The 20,423-nt window shown below is 47.7% G+C and carries 23 protein-coding genes; all 23 read left to right on the top strand.

Annotation, left to right across the window (positions count from 1 at the left end):
• The first annotated feature begins 3 nt into the window (after positions 1-3).
• The 23 genes from KNO71_RS16655 (at position 4) to rpsN (ending at position 20,416) form a co-directional block, all read left to right on the top strand.
• Positions 4-600: a class I SAM-dependent methyltransferase gene (locus KNO71_RS16655; RefSeq protein WP_012727686.1), complete on the top strand. Its 597-nt coding sequence runs from the start codon at positions 4-6 to the stop codon at positions 598-600.
• A gap of 193 nt (positions 601-793) precedes the next feature.
• Positions 794-4,342 (top strand): DNA-directed RNA polymerase subunit beta, encoded by a 3,549-nt coding sequence (gene rpoB / locus KNO71_RS16650; protein ID WP_074037866.1) that lies wholly within the window; start codon positions 794-796, stop codon positions 4,340-4,342.
• Between the two features lie 22 nt (positions 4,343-4,364).
• Complete coding sequence (gene rpoC, locus KNO71_RS16645; protein WP_012727684.1) at positions 4,365-7,964, top strand: DNA-directed RNA polymerase subunit beta'; 3,600 nt, start codon at positions 4,365-4,367, stop codon at positions 7,962-7,964.
• 290 nt (positions 7,965-8,254) lie between these two features.
• Positions 8,255-8,677 (top strand): 30S ribosomal protein S12, encoded by a 423-nt coding sequence (rpsL, locus tag KNO71_RS16640; protein ID WP_012727683.1) that lies wholly within the window; start codon positions 8,255-8,257, stop codon positions 8,675-8,677.
• A gap of 48 nt (positions 8,678-8,725) precedes the next feature.
• Positions 8,726-9,193: a 30S ribosomal protein S7 gene (gene rpsG, locus KNO71_RS16635; protein WP_012727682.1), complete on the top strand. Its 468-nt coding sequence runs from the start codon at positions 8,726-8,728 to the stop codon at positions 9,191-9,193.
• A 112-nt stretch (positions 9,194-9,305) separates the two neighbouring features.
• Positions 9,306-11,384, top strand: coding sequence for an elongation factor G (gene fusA, locus KNO71_RS16630; protein WP_012727681.1), 2,079 nt, complete (start codon positions 9,306-9,308; stop codon positions 11,382-11,384).
• A 113-nt stretch (positions 11,385-11,497) separates the two neighbouring features.
• On the top strand, positions 11,498-12,685 hold the full coding sequence (gene tuf / locus KNO71_RS16625) for an elongation factor Tu (protein WP_078147868.1): 1,188 nt from the start codon (positions 11,498-11,500) through the stop codon (positions 12,683-12,685).
• Between the two features lie 108 nt (positions 12,686-12,793).
• The gene (locus KNO71_RS16620) at positions 12,794-13,303 is read left to right on the top strand and encodes a hypothetical protein (RefSeq protein ID WP_078147867.1); all 510 of its coding nucleotides are present in this window, start codon (positions 12,794-12,796) and stop codon (positions 13,301-13,303) included.
• A 377-nt stretch (positions 13,304-13,680) separates the two neighbouring features.
• On the top strand, positions 13,681-13,989 hold the full coding sequence (rpsJ, locus tag KNO71_RS16615; protein WP_074032438.1) for a 30S ribosomal protein S10: 309 nt from the start codon (positions 13,681-13,683) through the stop codon (positions 13,987-13,989).
• A 61-nt stretch (positions 13,990-14,050) separates the two neighbouring features.
• Positions 14,051-14,677: a 50S ribosomal protein L3 gene (gene rplC, locus KNO71_RS16610; RefSeq protein WP_012727677.1), complete on the top strand. Its 627-nt coding sequence runs from the start codon at positions 14,051-14,053 to the stop codon at positions 14,675-14,677.
• Positions 14,678-14,705: 28 nt separating this feature from the next.
• Positions 14,706-15,329: a 50S ribosomal protein L4 gene (gene rplD / locus KNO71_RS16605; protein ID WP_026824833.1), complete on the top strand. Its 624-nt coding sequence runs from the start codon at positions 14,706-14,708 to the stop codon at positions 15,327-15,329.
• Positions 15,329-15,610: a 50S ribosomal protein L23 gene (gene rplW, locus KNO71_RS16600; RefSeq protein ID WP_012727675.1), complete on the top strand. Its 282-nt coding sequence runs from the start codon at positions 15,329-15,331 to the stop codon at positions 15,608-15,610. The genes rplD and rplW overlap by 1 nt, the downstream gene beginning before the upstream one ends.
• Before the next feature lie 34 nt (positions 15,611-15,644).
• A complete protein-coding gene (rplB, locus tag KNO71_RS16595) occupies positions 15,645-16,475 on the top strand; it encodes a 50S ribosomal protein L2 (protein WP_012727674.1) in 831 nt (276 codons plus the stop codon).
• Positions 16,476-16,541: 66 nt separating this feature from the next.
• Positions 16,542-16,817 carry a 30S ribosomal protein S19 gene (rpsS, locus tag KNO71_RS16590; RefSeq protein WP_012727673.1) on the top strand — a complete coding sequence of 92 codons (276 nt, stop codon included), beginning with the start codon at positions 16,542-16,544 and terminating at the stop codon, positions 16,815-16,817.
• A gap of 20 nt (positions 16,818-16,837) precedes the next feature.
• Positions 16,838-17,170 (top strand): 50S ribosomal protein L22, encoded by a 333-nt coding sequence (gene rplV / locus KNO71_RS16585; protein ID WP_012727672.1) that lies wholly within the window; start codon positions 16,838-16,840, stop codon positions 17,168-17,170.
• A gap of 13 nt (positions 17,171-17,183) precedes the next feature.
• Complete coding sequence (rpsC, locus tag KNO71_RS16580; RefSeq protein ID WP_012727671.1) at positions 17,184-17,843, top strand: 30S ribosomal protein S3; 660 nt, start codon at positions 17,184-17,186, stop codon at positions 17,841-17,843.
• 32 nt (positions 17,844-17,875) lie between these two features.
• Entirely contained in the window at positions 17,876-18,313 is a 438-nt protein-coding gene (gene rplP, locus KNO71_RS16575) for a 50S ribosomal protein L16 (RefSeq protein WP_012727670.1), read from the top strand.
• The gene (gene rpmC, locus KNO71_RS16570) at positions 18,300-18,503 is read left to right on the top strand and encodes a 50S ribosomal protein L29 (RefSeq protein WP_012727669.1); all 204 of its coding nucleotides are present in this window, start codon (positions 18,300-18,302) and stop codon (positions 18,501-18,503) included. Before rplP ends, rpmC begins: the two co-directional genes overlap by 14 nt.
• Before the next feature lie 32 nt (positions 18,504-18,535).
• Positions 18,536-18,796 (top strand): 30S ribosomal protein S17, encoded by a 261-nt coding sequence (rpsQ, locus tag KNO71_RS16565; RefSeq protein WP_012727668.1) that lies wholly within the window; start codon positions 18,536-18,538, stop codon positions 18,794-18,796.
• A gap of 44 nt (positions 18,797-18,840) precedes the next feature.
• Positions 18,841-19,209 carry a 50S ribosomal protein L14 gene (gene rplN / locus KNO71_RS16560; RefSeq protein WP_012727667.1) on the top strand — a complete coding sequence of 123 codons (369 nt, stop codon included), beginning with the start codon at positions 18,841-18,843 and terminating at the stop codon, positions 19,207-19,209.
• A gap of 36 nt (positions 19,210-19,245) precedes the next feature.
• Entirely contained in the window at positions 19,246-19,554 is a 309-nt protein-coding gene (gene rplX, locus KNO71_RS16555) for a 50S ribosomal protein L24 (RefSeq protein WP_012727666.1), read from the top strand.
• A gap of 32 nt (positions 19,555-19,586) precedes the next feature.
• Positions 19,587-20,126, top strand: coding sequence for a 50S ribosomal protein L5 (gene rplE / locus KNO71_RS16550; protein ID WP_074035359.1), 540 nt, complete (start codon positions 19,587-19,589; stop codon positions 20,124-20,126).
• A gap of 20 nt (positions 20,127-20,146) precedes the next feature.
• On the top strand, positions 20,147-20,416 hold the full coding sequence (rpsN, locus tag KNO71_RS16545) for a 30S ribosomal protein S14 (RefSeq protein WP_012727664.1): 270 nt from the start codon (positions 20,147-20,149) through the stop codon (positions 20,414-20,416).
• The last annotated feature ends 7 nt before the right edge of the window (positions 20,417-20,423 follow it).

Genomic DNA, 20,423 nt, shown 5'->3' with positions numbered 1-20,423 from the left:
CGCATGGGAGATCATTACTATACGAACGATCCACGTTCGGAAAGTGCCCCGGAGACATGGACGTACGAGTTGCGAGGGAAACAGTATCATTTCACTTCGGACCGCGGTGTGTTCTCGAAAGGGTCGGTCGATTTTGGGTCACGTCTTTTAATTGAAACGTTTGAGATGCCTGATGTGTCGGGACGTATTTTAGATGTAGGCTGCGGCTATGGTCCGATGGGGATCTCGCTTGCCGATGCCTCTGGGCGTGAGGCCTTGCTCATTGATGTGAATGAGCGTGCGCTGGCGCTCTCTGAGCAAAACGCCGCCCGTAATGGAGTGACGGTCGAAACACGGCTTTCTCACGCGTATGACGCGGTGGGGGGAGAACGGTTTGCCGCCATTGTCACCAATCCGCCGATTCGTGCGGGGAAACAAGTCGTCCATACGATCTTGCGTGAAGCACATACGCACCTCGTCGATGGAGGAGCAATCTATGTCGTCATTCAAAAGAAACAAGGAGCACCTTCTGCTAAAAAGTTATTAGAAGAGGTGTTTGGTCAAGTTGAAACGATCGCGAAAGAAAAAGGTTACTTTATTTTCCGGGCAATTCGGTCTTGACAAACGGTGAAGTCTTGTTGACTCGCTATAACGTATATGCTAACATTATAAAATGCCATTGGAATGGAATTCGCTTGAAACTGCCGTGTCTGCCGCTTTTTAGAGACGGAAAACGAGCGACATTCAATGACAATGTTCGATTATTACGCCCGAAAAATTCGCTAAAGAATTGGGGGTCTGAGAGGTGAATCAGTTGACTGGTCAACTTGTTCAGTACGGTCGTCACCGTCAGAGAAGAAGCTTTGCCCGTATCAGTGAGGTATTAGAGCTTCCGAATTTGATTGAAATTCAAACTGCTTCTTATGAGTGGTTCTTGCGTGAAGGATTGAAGGAAATGTTCACAGACATTTCACCGATTTCCGACTTCACAGGAAACCTCGTATTGGAGTTCATCGATTACTCGCTCAGTGAGCCGAAGTATTCTATCGATGAATCGAAGGAACGCGACGTTACTTATTCTGCGCCACTTCGCGTAAAAGTGCGTCTCCAAAACAAAGAGACAGGTGAGCTCAAAGAACAAGAAGTGTTCATGGGGGATTTCCCGCTCATGACAGAATCGGGAACGTTTATCATCAATGGTGCAGAACGCGTCATCGTTTCCCAGCTTGTCCGTTCACCGAGCGTGTACTATAACGCTAAACTCGATAAAAACGGTAAACGTGGATTTGGCGCAACTGTCATTCCGAACCGTGGTGCTTGGCTCGAACTCGAGACAGATGCCAAAGATATCGTTTATGTTCGTATCGACCGTACCCGTAAAATTCCGGTAACGGTGTTGTTGCGTGCCCTCGGATTCGGTACGGACCAAGAAATTATCGACCTTCTCGGGGATGACGAATACCTTCGTAACACCCTTGAAAAAGATAATACGGAGTCTACAGAGAAAGCGTTGATCGAGATTTATGAGCGTCTCCGCCCTGGTGAACCACCAACGGTAGAAAATGCGAAATCTCTTCTCGTATCACGTTTCTTCGACCCGAAACGTTACGACTTAGCGAACGTCGGTCGCTATAAGATGAACAAAAAACTTCATCTTAAGAACCGTTTGTTCGGTCAAAAATTAGCGGAAACGCTCGTGGACCCGGAAACAGGCGAAGTACTCGCCGAAGCTGGAACAATCCTCGACCGCCGCAACTTAGATCGTATCCTCCCGCACTTGGAGAACGGCCTTGGCTATATCGATGCGGAACCAACTGGTGGTGTCGCTGAAGGTGAGCCATTCGGTCTTCAGTCAATCAAAGTCATCTCACCGGATGACCCAGATGGAGAGCGTATCTTGAACATCATCGGAAATGGCAATATCGATCGCAGCGTAAAACATATTACGCCAGCCGATATTATCGCTTCAATCAACTACTTCTTCAACTTACTTCACGAAGTCGGAACAACAGATGACATCGACCACTTAGGAAACCGTCGTCTTCGTTCAGTCGGAGAACTTCTCCAAAACCAATTCCGGATCGGGCTTTCCCGTATGGAACGTGTCGTAAAAGAACGTATGTCGATTCAAGATCAAAATGCGATCACACCACAGGCGCTCATCAACATCCGCCCGGTTATCGCATCACTTAAAGAGTTCTTCGGTAGCTCGCAATTGTCACAGTTCATGGACCAAACGAACCCGCTCGCAGAGCTCACGCACAAGCGTCGTCTCTCTGCACTTGGACCGGGTGGTTTGACACGTGAGCGTGCTGGTTTCGAAGTTCGAGACGTTCACTATTCGCACTACGGTCGGATGTGTCCAATCGAAACACCAGAGGGGCCGAACATCGGACTCATCAACTCACTCTCGTCTTATGCGAAAGTGAACGAGTACGGTTTCATCGAAGCACCATACCGTCGTGTTGACCCGGAAACAGGTCTTGTCACTGGCGACATTCAATATATGACGGCTGATGAGGAAGACCTCTATGTCGTCGCACAGGCAAACATGCCGCTCACAGAAGATGGCCACTTTGCAGACGAACAAGTTCTTTGCCGTTTCCGCGGACAAAACTTGTCAGTCGAGCCAAGCCGAGTGGACTACATGGACGTTTCGCCGAAACAGGTTGTTTCTGCCGCAACGGCATGTATCCCGTTCCTCGAGAACGATGACTCGAACCGTGCCCTCATGGGAGCGAACATGCAACGTCAAGCAGTACCACTCCTTCAACCGGATTCACCGATTGTCGGTACCGGCATGGAGTACGTATCTGCGAAAGACTCTGGGGCAGCTATTGTTGCGAAATACCCAGGTGTCGTCGAACGCGTCACAGCGCGTGAAATCTTGATCCGTCGCACGTCTGACGTGAACGGTTCTGAGGTTTCAGGTGACCTTGACCGTTACAAACTTCAAAAATATGTCCGTTCGAACCAAGGGACATGCTATAACCAAAAACCAATCATCGCAGCTGGTGACCGTGTCGAAAAAGGAGAAATCCTTGCAGACGGTCCATCGATGGATATGGGTGAGCTCGCGCTCGGCCGTAACGTCGTCGTTGCCTTCATGACATGGGATGGTTACAACTATGAGGATGCGATCATCATGAGTGAGCGTCTCGTGAAAGATGACGTGTACACGTCGATTCATATCGAAGAGTACGAGTCAGAGTCACGCGACACGAAACTCGGACCAGAGGAAATCACACGTGATATTCCAAACGTCGGAGATGACGCACTTCGTAACTTGGACGATCGTGGAATTATCCGCATCGGAGCTGAAGTCAAGGATGGCGACATCCTTGTCGGTAAAGTAACACCTAAGGGCGTTACAGAATTGACGGCGGAAGAGCGTCTCTTGCACGCAATCTTCGGTGAGAAGGCACGTGAAGTACGTGATACGTCACTTCGTGTACCAAACGGTGGAGACGGAATCATCTTGGATGTCAAAGTGTTCGACCGTGAAAACGGTGACGAGTTGTCTCCAGGCGTCAACCAAATGGTACGTGTCTATATCGTTCAAAAACGTAAGATTCACGAAGGGGATAAGATGGCGGGACGTCACGGTAACAAAGGTGTTATCTCGCGAATCCTCCCTGAAGAAGATATGCCATACATGCCAGACGGTACACCGGTTGACATCATGCTCAACCCGCTTGGGGTACCATCTCGTATGAACATCGGTCAGGTACTTGAGCTCCACCTTGGTATGGCGGCGAAGAAGCTCGGTATCAAAGTGGCAACACCTGTATTCGATGGAGCGCGTGAGGAAGACGTATGGGCAACGATTGAAGAGGCTGGTATGGATAAAGATGCGAAAACGCGTCTCTATGACGGTCGTACGGGTGAACCGTTCGATAACCGCGTCTCGGTCGGTGTCATGTACATGATCAAACTCGCGCACATGGTTGATGACAAACTTCACGCTCGTTCGACAGGACCATACTCACTCGTTACGCAACAACCGCTCGGTGGTAAAGCACAGTTCGGTGGTCAGCGCTTCGGGGAGATGGAAGTTTGGGCTCTTGAAGCGTACGGTGCAGCCTACACGCTCCAAGAAATCTTGACAATCAAGTCGGATGACACGGTCGGTCGTGTGAAAGCATATGAGGCCATCGTGAAAGGCGAGAGCGTTCCGAAAGCGGGCGTTCCTGAATCATTCCGCGTCTTGATCAAAGAGCTTCAAGCGCTCGGTATGGAAGTCAAGATGATGTCAGCGGATGATGAAGAAGTCGAAATGAAAGATGAAGATGACGACAACATCCCGAACGCAACATCGGCGTTAGAACAAGTCGTTCAACCGACTGTTACGGAAGAGGAATAAGGCGAAAAGGGAGGTCGGCCCCTTGGTAGATGTTAATCGATTTGAATATATGAAAATCGGCTTGGCTTCATCAGAGAAGATCCGTTCGTGGTCTTACGGTGAAGTCAAAAAGCCGGAAACGATCAACTATCGTACACTTAAACCAGAGAAGGACGGATTATTCTGTGAACGAATCTTCGGTCCTACGAAAGACTGGGAATGTTACTGTGGGAAATACAAACGTATCCGTTATAAAGGAGTCATTTGTGACCGCTGTGGCGTTGAAGTGACGAAAGCGAAAGTGCGTCGCGAGCGAATGGGCCATATCGAGCTCGCGGCACCAGTTTCGCACATCTGGTACTTCAAAGGGATTCCAAGCCGCATGGGGCTTGTTCTCGACATGTCACCACGTGCGCTTGAAGAAGTCATTTACTTCGCATCTTACGTGGTCACAGAGCCAGGTGATACTCCGCTTGAGAAGAAACAACTTCTCTCGGAAAAAGAATTCCGTCTCTATCGTGAAAAATACGGTAGCGACTTCAAAGCAGACATGGGTGCTGAAGCCATCCGTACACTTCTTCAAGACGTTAATCTTGAAAAAGAAGTAGGCGAGCTTCGTGAAGAGTTGAAAACAGTCCAAGGTCAACGTCGTACACGTGCGATTAAGCGCTTGGAAGTTCTCGATGCATTCTTCACTTCAGGAAACAATCCAGACTGGATGATCCTTGAAGTACTTCCTGTCATCCCACCAGAGCTTCGCCCGATGGTACAGCTTGATGGTGGACGCTTTGCGACATCTGACTTGAACGATTTGTATCGTCGAGTCATCAACCGGAACAACCGTCTCAAACGTTTGCTCGACCTCGGCGCGCCGAACATCATCGTGCAAAACGAGAAGCGTATGCTTCAAGAAGCGGTTGACGCCCTCATCGACAACGGTCGTCGTGGTCGTCCGGTAACAGGTCCTGGTAACCGTCCGCTTAAATCACTTTCACACATGTTGAAAGGGAAACAAGGTCGTTTCCGTCAAAACCTTCTCGGTAAACGGGTCGACTATTCAGGACGTTCGGTTATCGTCGTAGGTCCGAACTTGAAGATGTATCAGTGTGGTCTTCCAAAAGAGATGGCGCTTGAACTCTTCAAACCGTTCGTGATGAAAGAGCTTGTCGGTCGCGGCATCGCTTCAAACATCAAGAACGCCAAACGCAAAATCGAGAAGATGCAACCTGAAATCTGGGGCGTCCTTGAAGAAGTCATTCGTGAGCATCCGGTCCTCTTGAACCGTGCCCCGACACTTCACCGCCTTGGTATTCAAGCATTCGAACCGATTCTTGTTGAAGGTCGTGCGATTCGCCTTCACCCACTCGTATGTACGGCATACAACGCCGACTTCGATGGTGACCAAATGGCCGTCCACGTTCCGCTCTCTGCAGAAGCACAAGCGGAAGCACGTCTTCTCATGCTCGCTGCGCAGAACATCTTGAACCCGAAAGACGGAAAACCAGTTGTTACACCATCGCAGGATATGGTCCTCGGTAACTACTACATCTCACTTGAACGTGAAGATGCCGTCGGTCAAGGGAAAGTGTTCTCGAACGTCAACGAAGCGTTGATTGCTTACCAAAACGGTTATGTCCACTTGCACTCGCGTGTGGCACTTCCGGCGCGTACGCTCAACAACCCAACGTTCACAGACGAACAGAACGAGAAATTGCTCATTACGACAGTTGGTAAGATGATCTTCAACGAAATCTTGCCAAATACGTTCCCATACTTGAACGAGCCGACGATGGAAAACTTACAGGAAGCAACGCCTGACAAGTACTTCATCGACAAAGGGGCGAACGTTGCGGAAGAAATCGCATCACGTCCAATCATCGACCCGTTCAAAAAAGGTTTCCTTGGAAAAGTCATCGCGGAAGTGTTCCAGAAGTTTGAAACGACGGAAACAAGCCGCATGCTTGACCGGATGAAAGATCTTGGCTTCAAGCACTCGACAAAAGCGGGTGTGACGGTTGGGATTGCCGATATCATCGTACTTCCGGATAAACAGGAAATCCTTGATGAAGCACAAAAACAAGTCGACCAAATCATGAAGTCGTTCCGTCGTGGTCTCATCACTGAAGATGAGCGTTACGAGCGCGTTGTCCGTGCTTGGAACGAAGCGAAGGATGAAATTCAATCTCGATTGATGAAATCCCTCAACCGCCTGAACCCAATCTTCATGATGTCTGACTCAGGTGCCCGTGGTAACGCATCGAACTTTACGCAGCTTGCGGGTATGCGTGGTTTGATGGCCGCTCCATCTGGTCGCATCATCGAACTTCCAATCAAATCGTCATTCCGTGAAGGTCTGACGGTTCAAGAGTACTTCATCTCGACTCACGGGGCTCGTAAAGGTCTTGCCGATACAGCCTTGAAGACAGCCGATTCAGGTTACTTGACGCGTCGTCTCGTTGACGTAGCGCAAGATGTCATCATCCGTGAAGAGGATTGTGGAACAGACCGCGGAATCCGTGTTTCTGCACTCCGCGAAGGTACGGAAGAAATCGAAAGCTTGTACGACCGTCTCGTCGGACGTACATCGTTCGAAACGGTCACACACCCTGAAACGGGCGAAGTGTTGATCGATAAGAACGAATTGATCACAGAAGACATCGCGCGCATCATCGTTGATGCGGGTGTTGAAAAAGTTGAAATCCGTACAGCCTTCACATGTAACACGTCACACGGCGTATGTAAGAAGTGTTACGGACGCAACTTGGCAACTGGATCAAATGTTGAAGTCGGGGAAGCCGTCGGTATCATTGCCGCACAATCAATCGGTGAGCCAGGAACGCAGCTTACAATGCGTACCTTCCACACAGGTGGGGTTGCCGGAGACGATATCACACAAGGTCTTCCACGTATCCAAGAGGTATTCGAAGCCCGTAACCCGAAAGGTCAAGCGGTCATCTCGGAAATCTCTGGTACGGTCATCGACTTCACAGAATCGCGTGACAAGCGTGAACTCACGGTCGAAGGATTCAGTGAGACTCGCTCATACACGATTCCATTCGGAGCGCGTCTCCGCGTTCAAATCGGCGACACAGTAGAAGCCGGTGAAGTCTTCACGGAAGGTTCGATCGATCCGAAAGAATTGCTCGCCGTCCGTGGTGTATCTGGTGTTCAGAACTATCTTCTCCAAGAAGTTCAAAAAGTTTACCGGATGCAAGGGGTAGAAATCGGTGATAAGCACGTTGAGGTCATGGTTCGCCAAATGCTCCGTCGTGTCAAAGTTATCGAATCAGGTGACACACCACTTCTCCCTGGATCACTCGTCGACATCAGCGTCTTTAAAGAAGCGTGTAAAGATGCGATTCGTGATGGAAAACACCCAGCGACTGCGAAACCAGTCCTTCTCGGAATCACGAAAGCCTCACTTGAGACAGATTCGTTCCTCTCAGCGGCTTCGTTCCAAGAAACGACTCGCGTCTTGACAGATGCAGCAATCAAAGGGAAACGTGACTATCTCCTCGGACTCAAAGAGAACGTCATCATCGGTAAACTCGTTCCAGCTGGTACTGGAATGGCCGTCTACCGTGATGTGGAACTCAAAGAAGATGAGGCGCCAGTTGCGCTCGAAGATACAACAGTCGAGTAAAATACGTCTTGACAGCGCAGGTTGGCGGTGCTACTATGATTTAGTGCCGCCAATCGGTTGTTGTCGATGACAACGATGTCCAGCAGTCGGCAAGCTACTTGGACGTCCATCCGAACTTTCTACGGGAAGGTTTGGCTGCTACAATTGCCACTTTCAAGGTATAACTCACGTTTTTGCGAGGTCATGGAATGCCTACGCCTCGTAAAAACGTTTCGTTATGACCTTAAATGAACCACCCGGGTCGGTGGGACTAGAAAATAGCAACATTCAGGAAGGGAGGATCTTCAAAGATGCCTACTATTAACCAGTTAGTCCGTAAAGGACGTAAATCGAAAGTCGTGAAATCTGACTCTCCAGCACTTAACAAAGGTTACAACAGTTTCATCAAGTCACAAACAAACGTGAGCTCACCACAAAAACGTGGTGTTTGTACACGTGTTGGTACAATGACTCCGAAGAAACCGAACTCGGCGCTTCGTAAGTATGCTCGTGTTCGTTTGACTAACCAAATCGAAGTGACTGCGTACATCCCAGGTATTGGCCACAACCTTCAAGAGCACAGCGTTGTTCTTATCCGTGGAGGACGTGTAAAAGACTTACCAGGGGTACGTTACCACATCGTTCGTGGTGCGCTTGACACTGCAGGTGTTGATGGACGTATGCAAGGCCGTTCTAAATACGGTACGAAACGTCCGAAAGCTGCGAAGAAGTAATTCTCGCCAACTAAACTACAATTGAAATTTTGAAAGGAGGGTACTCGGATGCGTAAAAACCGTGCAGAACGTCGTGACGTTATCGCAGATCCGATCTACAACTCGAAATTGGTAACTCGCCTCATTAACCGTGTCATGTTAGACGGTAAAAAAGGTACAGCTCAAACTATCATTTACAACGCATTTGGCATCATCGCTGAACGCTCAGGCAAAGAGCCTATGGAAGTGTTCGAAGAAGCAATGAACAACATCATGCCTGTACTTGAAGTTAAAGCACGCCGTGTAGGTGGGGCTAACTACCAAGTTCCTGTAGAAGTTCGTCCAGAGCGCCGTACAACACTTGGTCTTCGTTACCTCGTGAACTACGCTCGTCTCCGCAACGAAAAAACGATGGAGCAACGTATCGCGAACGAAATCATGGATGCAGCCAACAACACTGGTGCATCTGTTAAGAAACGCGAAGACATGCATAAGATGGCAGAAGCTAACAAAGCGTTTGCTCACTATCGTTGGTAATTTAATCGTAAAGTCCACTCCGCCAAGCATGGCTTAACGGAGTGGCTTTCGGGTATAATCATATCGTGTGCGCGCACACGAAAATCAAACATGCGGAAGGAGAATACCCAGTATGGCAAGAGAATTCTCCCTAAAGAATACTCGTAACATCGGGATCATGGCTCACATCGATGCCGGTAAAACGACAACAACTGAACGTATTCTTTATTACACAGGTCGTATCCATAAAATTGGTGAAACGCACGAAGGTGCTTCACAAATGGACTGGATGGAGCAGGAGCAAGAGCGTGGAATCACGATCACTTCGGCTGCGACAACTGCACAGTGGAATGGCCATCGTGTAAACATCATCGATACACCTGGACACGTAGACTTCACTGTAGAAGTTGAACGTTCACTCCGTGTACTTGATGGTGCGGTTGCTGTACTTGACGCTCAGTCAGGTGTAGAACCACAAACAGAAACTGTATGGCGTCAAGCGACGACATATGGTGTACCACGTGTCGTATTCGTCAACAAGATGGATAAAATCGGCGCAGACTTCTTGTACTCTGTGAAGACGCTCCACGATCGTCTTCAAGCGAACGCTTACGCGATCCAACTCCCAATCGGAGCAGAGGACGATTTCAAAGGGATCATCGATCTCGTTGAAATGAAGACTTACATGTACAACAACGACCTCGGTACTGACATCGAAGTAACAGATGGCTTCCCAGCTGACATGGCTGACCAAGCTGAAGAACTTCGCGGTCAATTGATCGAAGGTGTTGCTGACTTCAACGAAGAGTTGATGATGAAGTACCTTGAAGGTGAAGAGATTTCAATCGATGAATTGAAAGCTGCAATCCGTCAAGCGACACTTAGCGTTGAATTCTACCCTGTACTCGTTGGTTCTGCCTTCAAGAACAAAGGTGTTCAGCTCATGCTTAACGCAGTTGTTGATTACCTCCCATCACCAGTTGATGTAGAGTCAATCAAAGGGATCAACCTCGATACAGAAGAAGAAATCACACGTGAGCCTTCTGACGAAGCTCCATTCTCAGCACTTGCGTTCAAAGTTATGACTGACCCTTACGTCGGTAAATTGACGTTCTTCCGCGTGTACTCTGGTACAGCTGAAGCGGGATCATACGTGAAGAACTCGACTAAAGGGAAGCGTGAGCGTCTCGGTCGTATCCTTCAAATGCACGCAAACAGCCGTGAAGAGATTCCAATGGTATTCGCTGGTGACATCGCCGCTGCTGTTGGTTTCAAAGACACGACTACTGGTGACACGCTTTGCTCTGAGAAAGATAACATCGTTCTCGAGTCAATGACGTTCCCAGAACCAGTTATCTCGGTTGCAATCGAGCCTAAATCGAAAGCAGACCAAGATAAGATGGGTCAAGCTCTTGCGAAACTCGCAGAAGAAGATCCAACATTCCGCACTGAAACAAACCCTGAGACTGGTCAAACGATCATCTCTGGTATGGGTGAGCTTCACCTTGACATCCTCGTTGACCGTATGCGTCGCGAATTCAAAGTAGAAGCTAACGTTGGTGCACCACAAGTTGCTTACCGTGAAACAATCCGTGGCGCTGCGAAGATCGATTCGAAATTCGTTCGTCAGTCTGGTGGACGCGGTCAGTACGGTCACGTTGTCGTAGAATTCGAGCCGAACGAAGAAGGCGCTGGATTCGAGTTCGAGAACAAGATCGTCGGTGGTGTTGTACCACGTGAATACGTCCCTGCTGTTCAAAACGGGATTGAAGAAGCTCTCGAAAACGGTATCCTCGCTGGTTACCCAGTAGTAGACGTTAAAGCTCGTCTCGTATTCGGTTCGTACCACGATGTCGACTCGAACGAGATGGCGTTTAAAGTTGCTGCTTCGATGGCGGTTAAACAACTTAAGGACCAAGCGAAAGCTGTTATCCTTGAGCCAATGATGCGTGTTGAAGTTGTTATCCCAGAAGAATACATGGGTGACATCATGGGTGACGTCACGTCACGCCGTGGACGCGTAGAAGGTATGGAAGCTCGCGGTAACGCACAAGTCGTTAAAGCGATGATTCCACTTTCAGAAATGTTCGGTTACGCAACATCACTTCGTTCACGTACACAAGGACGCGGAACGTACTCGATGCACTTCGATCACTACGAAGAAGTACCGAAATCAATCGCTGAAGAAATCGTCAAAAAAGCGAACGGCTAATAACGGTTGTATCGCTAGATTGATTGTTGTAAGCTAAGGAGGACGTATGTTAAAAGTAGCCTACGTCTTCCTAGTTAAATAAAACTAATCGTTTAATAGAGGAGGAATCTAGAATGGGTAAAGAAAAATTCGACCGTTCTAAGCCGCACGTTAACGTTGGTACAATTGGCCACGTTGACCACGGTAAAACAACTTTGACTGCAGCAATCTCTGCTGTACTTTCACGTGCACAAGGTAAAACAGCTACTAAGTTCGACCAAATCGATGGTGCTCCAGAAGAGCGCGAGCGCGGTATCACAATCGCAACAGCTCACATCGAGTACGAAACTGACAAGCGTCACTACGCACACGTTGACTGCCCAGGACACGCTGACTATGTTAAAAACATGATCACTGGTGCTGCTCAAATGGACGGCGCGATCCTCGTTGTATCTGCAACAGATGGCCCAATGCCACAAACACGTGAGCACATCCTTCTTTCACGTCAAGTAGGTGTTCCTTACATCGTAGTATTCATGAACAAAGTTGACATGGTAGACGACGAAGAGCTTCTCGAACTCGTTGAAATGGAAATCCGTGAACTTCTTTCTGAATACGACTTCCCAGGCGACGACCTCCCTGTAATCAAAGGTTCTGCACTTGGCGCACTTAACGGTGAAGCTCAGTGGGAAGAAAAAGTTATGGAACTCATGAACGCTGTTGATGAGTACATCCCAGAACCAGTTCGTGACACTGAAAAAGACTTCATGATGCCTGTTGAGGACGTATTCTCAATCACTGGTCGTGGTACTGTAGCGACTGGTCGTGTTGAGCGTGGTGTTCTCCGCGTCAACGACGAGATCGAAATCGTTGGTCTTACAGAAGAAACGAAGAAAACTGTATGTACTGGTGTAGAGATGTTCCGTAAGCTTCTTGACTATGCTGAAGCTGGCGACAACATCGGTGCACTTCTCCGTGGTGTATCACGTGACGACATCGAGCGTGGACAAGTACTTGCTAAGCCAGGTTCAATCACACCACACTCTAAATTCAAAGCATCAATCTACGTTCTTTCTAAAGAAGAGGGTGGCCGTCACACGCCATTCTTCGCGAACTACCGTCCGCAGTTCTACTTCCGTACAACTGACGTAACAGGTATCGTTCACCTTCCAGAAGGTACTGAAATGGTAATGCCAGGAGACAACATCGAGTTGACGATCGAATTGATTTCTACAATCGCGATCGAAGACGGTACACGTTTCTCTATCCGTGAGGGTGGCCGTACTGTAGGTGCTGGTTCAGTAACAGAAATCATCGAGTAATCGATTGATTCAACTGAACAACATTAAGCAGTCCGCAATATGCGGGCTGCTTTTTTGTGTTTCTATCACAACATGGTAAGATGAGGCATACGAGAAAGGAGTGGCGTCATGCTGAAGCAACTAGAGACGATTTGTCGCTTGAATGGGATTGAGTATCGCATTGGCGGTTCTGAGCTGTTGAAGCATCATGGCATCGTCGAGGTAACGAATGACATCGATGTTTTTGTTGAACCGGACCAGTTTGAAAAAATCGATCGTGTACTTAGTCGTGCTGGGGAGAAGAAACCATCAGATCCTCACGACGCATACGTAACGACCTACTTTGGAGAGTATATATTCGAGGGAACAGATGTGGACGTCATGTCTAGTTTCCGAATGAAGTGTACCGACGGAATCTATACGCATCCTTTCATTGAACCAGATGGACAATGGATGCACCTAGAAGAGTGGGTCGTCCTTTACACGGTCATCGGACGAGAGGATAAATTAGCGTCATTGCTCCGCTATTTCAAGACGCACAGTGTTAATGAAGGAATTGTTCAAGACTGTTTAAAACGAGCGCCACAATCGGTCATAGAAGGGGTGACAGAGCGTTTTGGAGAGGTGATGAAACGCTAGGTCGAGTTGACATGGGAGTTCGTTTGAAAAATAGTTCAATAAAAGAATGAATTTTTGCTTGCAAAAGCTCGCGAATCTTGTTACATTAGGGAACGTTGAGCAACTCATCAGACAACCAGCAACTTCAAAAATCTAATCTTGCATTCCATGACCAGATTAGATATAATGATTAAGTGTTTGTGCGAGTGGTGAGAGACTTTACAGCAGAAAACGGGTCCAATCGTTGATTTGCAATGATCGGATGCCTCTGCTGACACAAGCACGCTGCGTTGAAGCGGGAGGTTATGACACGCCAGGCAGCATTGCCATGGCCGGTGTGGAAATTTCCGCGGAGAATTGTCTATTTTTAAAGTAGGCGACAAAGGAGGGAAACAAACATGGCAAATGAAAAAATTCGTATTCGTTTAAAAGCATATGACCATCGCGTTCTCGATCAATCAGCTGAGAAGATCGTTGACACTGCGAAGCGTTCAGGTGCAAAGGTATCGGGTCCAATCCCGCTCCCAACTGAAAAATCGGTTTACACGATTCTTCGTGCGGTTCACAAGTACAAAGATGCTCGTGAGCAGTTCGAAATGCGTACACACAAACGCTTGATCGACATCGTAAACCCAACACCGAAAACAGTCGATTCGCTTATGCGTCTCGAGTTACCATCAGGTGTAGACATCGAAATCAAACTTTAATTCTTCATATAGTAGATACTAGCCAGAAGAGACAATTAATTATTAATAGGAGGTGTATCTCATGGCTAAAGGAATCTTAGGAACAAAACTTGGTATGACTCAAATCTTCAACGAAGCAGGCGAAGTTGTACCAGTAACAGTAGTTGCTGTAGAAGGTAACGTCGTTCTTCAACTTAAAACAGTTGACACAGACGGTTACGAAGCAGTTCAACTTGGTTTCGGAGACATCAAAGAATCACGTCAAAACAAACCATCAAAAGGTCACGCTGCGAAAGCAAACGCGACACCTAAGCGCTTCATCAAAGAAGTTCGTACTTCAGTAGAAGGATACGAAATCGGTCAAGAGATTAAGGCAGACATTTTCGCTGCAGGTGAATTAGTAGACGTAACAGGTACATCGAAAGGTAAAGGATTCCAAGGTGCGATCAAGCGTCACGGACAATCACGTGGACCAATGGCTCACGGTTCGCGCTACCACCGTCGTCCTGGTTCGATGGGTCCTGTCGCTCCTAACCGCGTATTTAAAGGGAAACTTCTTCCTGGTCAAATGGGTGGAGAGCGTAAAACAATTCAAAACCTTGAAGTCGTTAAAGTTGATGTGGAACGTGGCCTTCTCCTCGTGAAAGGTGCTATCCCAGGCGCTCGTAAATCGAACGTCATCATCAAATCAGCGGTCAAAGGTAACTAATTAACTGCACGGAAAGGAGGAATTACGAATGCCTAAAGTAGCTTTGCTTAACCAAACAGGTTCACAAGTTGGCGAAATCGAATTGGCAGAAGCCATCTTCGGAATCGAGCCAAACGAATCAGTACTTTACGACGCAATCGTCATGCAACAAGCATCACGCCGTCAAGGTACTCACGATACGAAAGGTCGCTCGGAAGTACGCGGTGGCGGCCGTAAACCATGGAAACAAAAGGGAACTGGTCGTGCGCGCCAAGGTTCTATCCGCTCACCACAATGGGTTGGTGGTGGTACAGTCTTCGGTCCAACACCACGTTCATACTCTTACAAACTTCCTAAGAAGGTTCGTCGTTTAGCACTTCTCTCGGCTCTTTCGTCGAAAGTACAAAACAACGAATTCATCGTCCTCGAAGGCCTTGCTTTCGATGCACCAAAAACAAAAGATATGGCTGCTGTACTCAACAGCTTATCAGTAGAACGTAAGGCTCTTGTAGTCACAGCGGACTACAATGAGACTATCGCTCTCGCAGCTCGTAACATCCCAGGAGTGACTGTGATCGACGCAGCAGGCGTAAACGTTCTTGACCTCGTTGCTAACGACAAAGTCATCTTCACTAAAGATGCGGTTGCGAAGGTAGAGGAGGTGCTTGCATAATGGCTCAAGCATACGATATCATCAAACGTCCGATCATCACTGAGCGTTCAGTTAGCCTCATGGAAGCTAACAAATACGTTTTCGAAATCGACGTAAAAGCGACTAAATCGCAAGTGAAACACGCTATCGAAACAATCTTCAACGTGAAAGTTGCTTCGGTAAACACAATGAACTACAAACCGAAAGCGAAACGTGTCGGTCGTCACTCTGGTTACACAGCTCGTCGTAAAAAAGCGATCGTAACCCTTGCTGAAGGCAACACAATCGACTTCCTCGGTTAATTAACTACCTTAGAAGAAAAGGAGGGAATCCTCGATGGCAATCAAAAAGTTTAAGCCGACCACTAACGGTCGTCGTAACATGACATCTCTCGACTTTGCAGAGATCACAACGAATCGCCCTGAAAAATCGTTAACTGAAAAGCTTTCGAAAAAAGGCGGACGTAACAACCAAGGTCGCTTGACTGTTCGTCACCAAGGTGGCGGTCACAAGCGTAAATACCGTATCATCGATTTCAAACGTAACAAAGATGGCGTTGCAGGACGCGTAGCAACGATCGAATACGATCCAAACCGTTCAGCAAACATCGCACTCATCAACTATGTAGATGGTGAGAAACGTTACATCCTCGCTCCTAAGGGCATCAAAGTAGGCATGGAAATCATGTCTGGTCCTGAAGCGGATATCAAAGTGGGGAACGCTCTTCCACTCGTAAACATCCCTGTCGGTACAACAATCCACAACATCGAGCTTAAGCCTGGTAAAGGCGGTCAGCTAGTTCGTGCGGCTGGTGCATCGGCACAAATCCAAGGACGTGACGGCAAGTACGTCATCGTTCGTCTTCAATCAGGTGAATCACGCTTGTTCCTCGGCACTTGCCGCGCGACAATCGGTTCAGTTGGTAACGAAGAACACGAACTCGTAAACATCGGTAAAGCAGGACGTTCACGTTGGTTAGGCAAACGCCCAACAGTACGTGGTTCTGTAATGAACCCGGTTGATCACCCACACGGTGGTGGTGAAGGTCGTGCGCCAATCGGTCGTTCGGGCCCACTTACTCCTTGGGGTAAACCAGCTCTTGGTCTTAAGACTCGTAAGAAAAACAAATCGAGCGACATGTACATCCTTCGTCGCCGTAAGAAATAATTACTACATGATTCTCGGGCGGTTCGAAAGGGCCGTTCCCGAATCATTCCAAAGGGAGGTTCTAACATGGGTCGCAGCTTGAAAAAAGGTCCATTCGCAGATCACCACTTACTCGCTAAAGTTGACAAACTCAACGAATCTGGTGAGAAGCAAGTCATCAAAACTTGGTCACGTCGCTCGACGATCTTCCCAGAATTCATGGGTCACACGTTCGGTGTGCACGATGGTCGTAAACACGTACCAGTATTCGTGACAGAAGACATGGTTGGTCACAAACTTGGTGAATTCGCTCCAACACGCACTTACAAAGGTCACGGATCAGACAAGAAAACGAAACGGTAATTTGAGGGGAGGTCAAATCCATGCAAGCTAAAGCATCAGCTAATATGGTCCGTCTTGCTCCTCGCAAAGCACGTCTCGTTGTAGACTTAATTCGCGGGAAACAAGTCGGCGAAGCGCTCTCTGTCCTTGCTCACACGAACAAGGCAGCATCGCCAGTCGTTGAAAAAGTATTAAAATCAGCGATTGCTAACGCAGAGCACAACTACGATATGAACATTGAGAACCTCGTTGTAACAGAAGCTTACGTAAACGAAGGTCCAACACTCAAACGCTTCCGCCCACGTGCGATGGGTCGCGCAAGCCGTATTAACAAACGCACAAGCCACATCCACATCGTGGTAACTGAGAAATAAGGAGGGATATGTAGTGGGTCAAAAGGTAAATCCGCACGGTCTTCGCGTTGGTGTTATCAAAGACTGGGATTCGCGTTGGTACGCTGAGAAAGACTACGCTGATCTCCTTCATGAAGACTTCGTTATTCGTGAATATATCGAAAACAAAATGAAGGATGCTAGTGTTTCTAAAGTTGAAATCGAACGCGCTGCAAACCGCGTGAACATTTCGCTTCACACTGCGAAGCCAGGTATGGTAATCGGTAAAGGTGGTTCTGAAATCGAATCACTCCGTAAACACATTACAAAAATCGCTGACGGAAAACGCGTTCACATCAACGTTGTTGAAGTGAAAAACGCTGACGCTGTTGCGAAGCTTGTAGCAGAAAACATTGCTCGTCAATTGGAAGGTCGCGTATCATTCCGTCGTGCAATGAAACAATCTATTCAACGTTCGATGCGTACTGGCATCAAAGGGATCAAAACAGAAGTTTCTGGTCGTCTTGGTGGCGCTGATATCGCTCGTTCAGAGAAGTACTCGGAAGGAACAGTTCCACTTCACACACTCCGTGCCGACATCGACTACGGAACAGCTGAAGCTGACACAACTTACGGTAAAATCGGCGTAAAAGTTTGGTTATACCACGGTGAAGTTCTTCCAACAAAAAACAACACAGCGAAAAACGCTGAATAATAAACACTCTTTCAGGAAGGAGGCAACACACTATGTTGTTACCTAAACGCGTGAAATATCGTCGTGTACACCGTGGTAAAATGCGCGGGAACGCTAAACGCGGCACAACTGTACACTTCGGTGAGTTCGGTCTCCAAGCTCTCGAAGCGAGCTGGATTACAAACCGTCAAATCGAATCAGCACGTATTGCAATGACACGTTATATGAAACGTGGTGGTAAAGTGTGGATCAAGATCTTCCCACACAAGCCGTACACTAAAAAGCCTCTCGAAGTCCGAATGGGTTCGGGTAAAGGTGCTCCAGAAGGCTGGGTAGCTGTAGTTAAGCCTGGCAAAGTAATGTTCGAAATCGCAGGTGTATCTGAGGAAGTGGCACGTGAGGCACTTCGTCTTGCATCGCACAAACTTCCAGTAAAATGTAAGTTCGTGAAACGTGAAGAAAATGGTGGTGATACGAATGAAAGCAACTGATCTCCGTCAATCAACAACTGAAGAGCTCAACGGTAAAGTGGGCGAGTGGAAAGAAGAACTCTTTAACCTTCGCTTCCAACTTGCTACAGGTCAGCTTGAGAATCCTGCTCGTATCCGTGAAGTACGCAAGTCGATTGCGCGTGCTAAAACGATTCTTCGTGAACGCGAACTCGGCATCAACAACGGCTAATTACATCGGATTCTTGAGAGGAGGTAACACTCATGGAACGCAACAACCGTAAAGTGTTCACTGGTCGCGTCGTGTCTGACAAAATGGACAAAACGATCGTCGTCGCAGTAGAAACAAAGGTTCGTCATAAACTTTATGGCAAACGTGTAAACTACACGAAGAAATATAAAGCACACGATGAGAACAACGTCGCTAAAGTGGGCGATATCGTTCGCATCGCGGAAACACGTCCTCTTTCTAAAGACAAACGTTTCCGTCTTGTAACAGTAGTAGAAGAATCAGTAATCATCTAATAACAGTTCGGATTTATTAAACATCCGGAGGGAGGTACACTCGCATGATTCAACAAGAATCTCGCTTGAAAGTAGCAGACAACTCTGGCGCGCGTGAACTGTTGACAATTAAAGTTCTCGGTGGTTCTGGTCGTAAGACTGCAAACATCGGTGACATCATCGTCGCAACGGTAAAACAAGCAACACCAGGTGGCGTTGTTAAAAAAGGTGACGTTGTCAGAGCAGTTGTCGTTCGTACAAAACGCGGCGCTCGTCGTAAAGATGGTTCGTACATCCGTTTCGATGAGAACGCAGCAGTCATTATCAAAGATGACAAGAGCCCACGCGGCACACGGATCTTCGGGCCAGTTGCACGTGAACTTCGTGAAAAAGAATTCATGAAGATCGTTTCGTTGGCACCGGAAGTACTTTAATTTCCAATTTCAATCCTATAAGGAGGTGCGCAAACGATGCATGTTAAAAAAGGCGATACAGTCCAGGTAATGTCTGGTAAAGATAAAGGCAAGCAAGGGGTTATCCTCAAAGCTATGCCAAGCAAAAACCGCGTAGTGGTTGAAGGCGTAAACGTGATGAAAAAACACGCGAAACCTTCACAAGCGAATCCACAAGGCGGGATCCTTGAGATCGAAGCACCAATTCACGTCTCGAACGTAATGCCACTCGACCCTAAAACTGGCAAACCAACTCGTGTTGGTTTCAAAGTAGTCGATGGTAAAAAAGTTCGTGTCGCGAAATCGGGCGAATCACTCGATAAATAAGAAGAACGTGACGAAAGGAGGTCCATTCGACTATGAACCGTTTGCAAGAGAAGTATAAAAGCGACATCGTGAAAGCGATGATGGATAAATTCAACTATGACTCGGTCATGCAAGTACCGAAAGTCGAAAAGATTGTCATCAACATGGGTGTAGGTGACGCTGTTTCGAACTCGAAAGCACTTGATATGGCAGTTGAAGAATTAACAATTCTTTCAGGTCAAAAACCACTCGTAACGAAAGCGAAGAAATCAATCGCTGGTTTCAAACTTCGTGAAGGTATGCCAATCGGTGCGAAGGTTACACTTCGTGGCGAGCGCATGTACGATTTCCTCGACAAATTGGTAACTGTTTCACTTCCACGTGTACGTGACTTCCGCGGTGTATCGAAGAAAGCATTCGACGGACGCGGTAACTACACGCTTGGCGTGAAAGAGCAACTTATTTTCCCTGAGATCGATTACGATAAAGTATCTAAAGTACGCGGTATGGACATCGTTGTTGTTACAACAGCAAACACAGACGAAGAAGCACGTGAATTGCTCACACTTCTCGGTATGCCATTCCAAAAATAATCTAGAGGGAGGTCGACAACATGGCTAAAAAGTCAATGGTGAATCGCGAACTTAAACGCGAGAAACTCGTTGCCCAGTACGCTGAAAAGCGTGCGAAGTTGAAAGCTGAAGGCGATTATATCGGACTCAGCAAATTGCCACGTAACTCGTCACCTGTACGCTTGCACAACCGTTGCAGCATCACAGGTCGTCCGCATGGTTACATGGGTAAATTCGGGATCAGCCGTATCAAGTTCCGTGATCTTGCATACAAAGGTCAAATCCCTGGTGTTAAAAAAGCAAGCTGGTAATCCACTA

This window comes from Exiguobacterium sp. s163, from assembly GCF_018617135.1.
GTDB classification, from domain to species: Bacteria; Bacillota; Bacilli; order Exiguobacteriales; family Exiguobacteriaceae; genus Exiguobacterium; species Exiguobacterium profundum.
Note: the sequence above shows the minus strand (reverse complement) of the source record. Positions and strands in the feature narration are given on the sequence as shown.

Bases quoted from the DNA above. Each gene is read 5' to 3' on its own strand.
- rplN (WP_012727667.1), top strand. From the start codon at position 18,841: ATGATTCAACAAGAATCTCGCTTGAAAGTAGCAGACAACTCTGGCGCG.
- rplW (WP_012727675.1), top strand. From the start codon at position 15,329: ATGGCTCAAGCATACGATATCATCAAACGTCCGATCATCACTGAGCGT.
- KNO71_RS16620 (WP_078147867.1), top strand. From the start codon at position 12,794: ATGCTGAAGCAACTAGAGACGATTTGTCGCTTGAATGGGATTGAGTAT.
- rpsQ (WP_012727668.1), top strand. From the start codon at position 18,536: ATGGAACGCAACAACCGTAAAGTGTTCACTGGTCGCGTCGTGTCTGAC.
- rplD (WP_026824833.1), top strand. From the start codon at position 14,706: ATGCCTAAAGTAGCTTTGCTTAACCAAACAGGTTCACAAGTTGGCGAA.
- rplE (WP_074035359.1), top strand. From the start codon at position 19,587: ATGAACCGTTTGCAAGAGAAGTATAAAAGCGACATCGTGAAAGCGATG.
- rplC (WP_012727677.1), top strand. From the start codon at position 14,051: ATGGCTAAAGGAATCTTAGGAACAAAACTTGGTATGACTCAAATCTTC.
- rpsS (WP_012727673.1), top strand. From the start codon at position 16,542: ATGGGTCGCAGCTTGAAAAAAGGTCCATTCGCAGATCACCACTTACTC.
- tuf (WP_078147868.1), top strand. From the start codon at position 11,498: ATGGGTAAAGAAAAATTCGACCGTTCTAAGCCGCACGTTAACGTTGGT.
- rpmC (WP_012727669.1), top strand. From the start codon at position 18,300: ATGAAAGCAACTGATCTCCGTCAATCAACAACTGAAGAGCTCAACGGT.
- rplB (WP_012727674.1), top strand. From the start codon at position 15,645: ATGGCAATCAAAAAGTTTAAGCCGACCACTAACGGTCGTCGTAACATG.
- rpsJ (WP_074032438.1), top strand. From the start codon at position 13,681: ATGGCAAATGAAAAAATTCGTATTCGTTTAAAAGCATATGACCATCGC.
- rpsN (WP_012727664.1), top strand. From the start codon at position 20,147: ATGGCTAAAAAGTCAATGGTGAATCGCGAACTTAAACGCGAGAAACTC.
- KNO71_RS16655 (WP_012727686.1), top strand. From the start codon at position 4: ATGGGAGATCATTACTATACGAACGATCCACGTTCGGAAAGTGCCCCG.
- rplP (WP_012727670.1), top strand. From the start codon at position 17,876: ATGTTGTTACCTAAACGCGTGAAATATCGTCGTGTACACCGTGGTAAA.
- rpsL (WP_012727683.1), top strand. From the start codon at position 8,255: ATGCCTACTATTAACCAGTTAGTCCGTAAAGGACGTAAATCGAAAGTC.
- rpsG (WP_012727682.1), top strand. From the start codon at position 8,726: ATGCGTAAAAACCGTGCAGAACGTCGTGACGTTATCGCAGATCCGATC.
- fusA (WP_012727681.1), top strand. From the start codon at position 9,306: ATGGCAAGAGAATTCTCCCTAAAGAATACTCGTAACATCGGGATCATG.
- rplV (WP_012727672.1), top strand. From the start codon at position 16,838: ATGCAAGCTAAAGCATCAGCTAATATGGTCCGTCTTGCTCCTCGCAAA.
- rplX (WP_012727666.1), top strand. From the start codon at position 19,246: ATGCATGTTAAAAAAGGCGATACAGTCCAGGTAATGTCTGGTAAAGAT.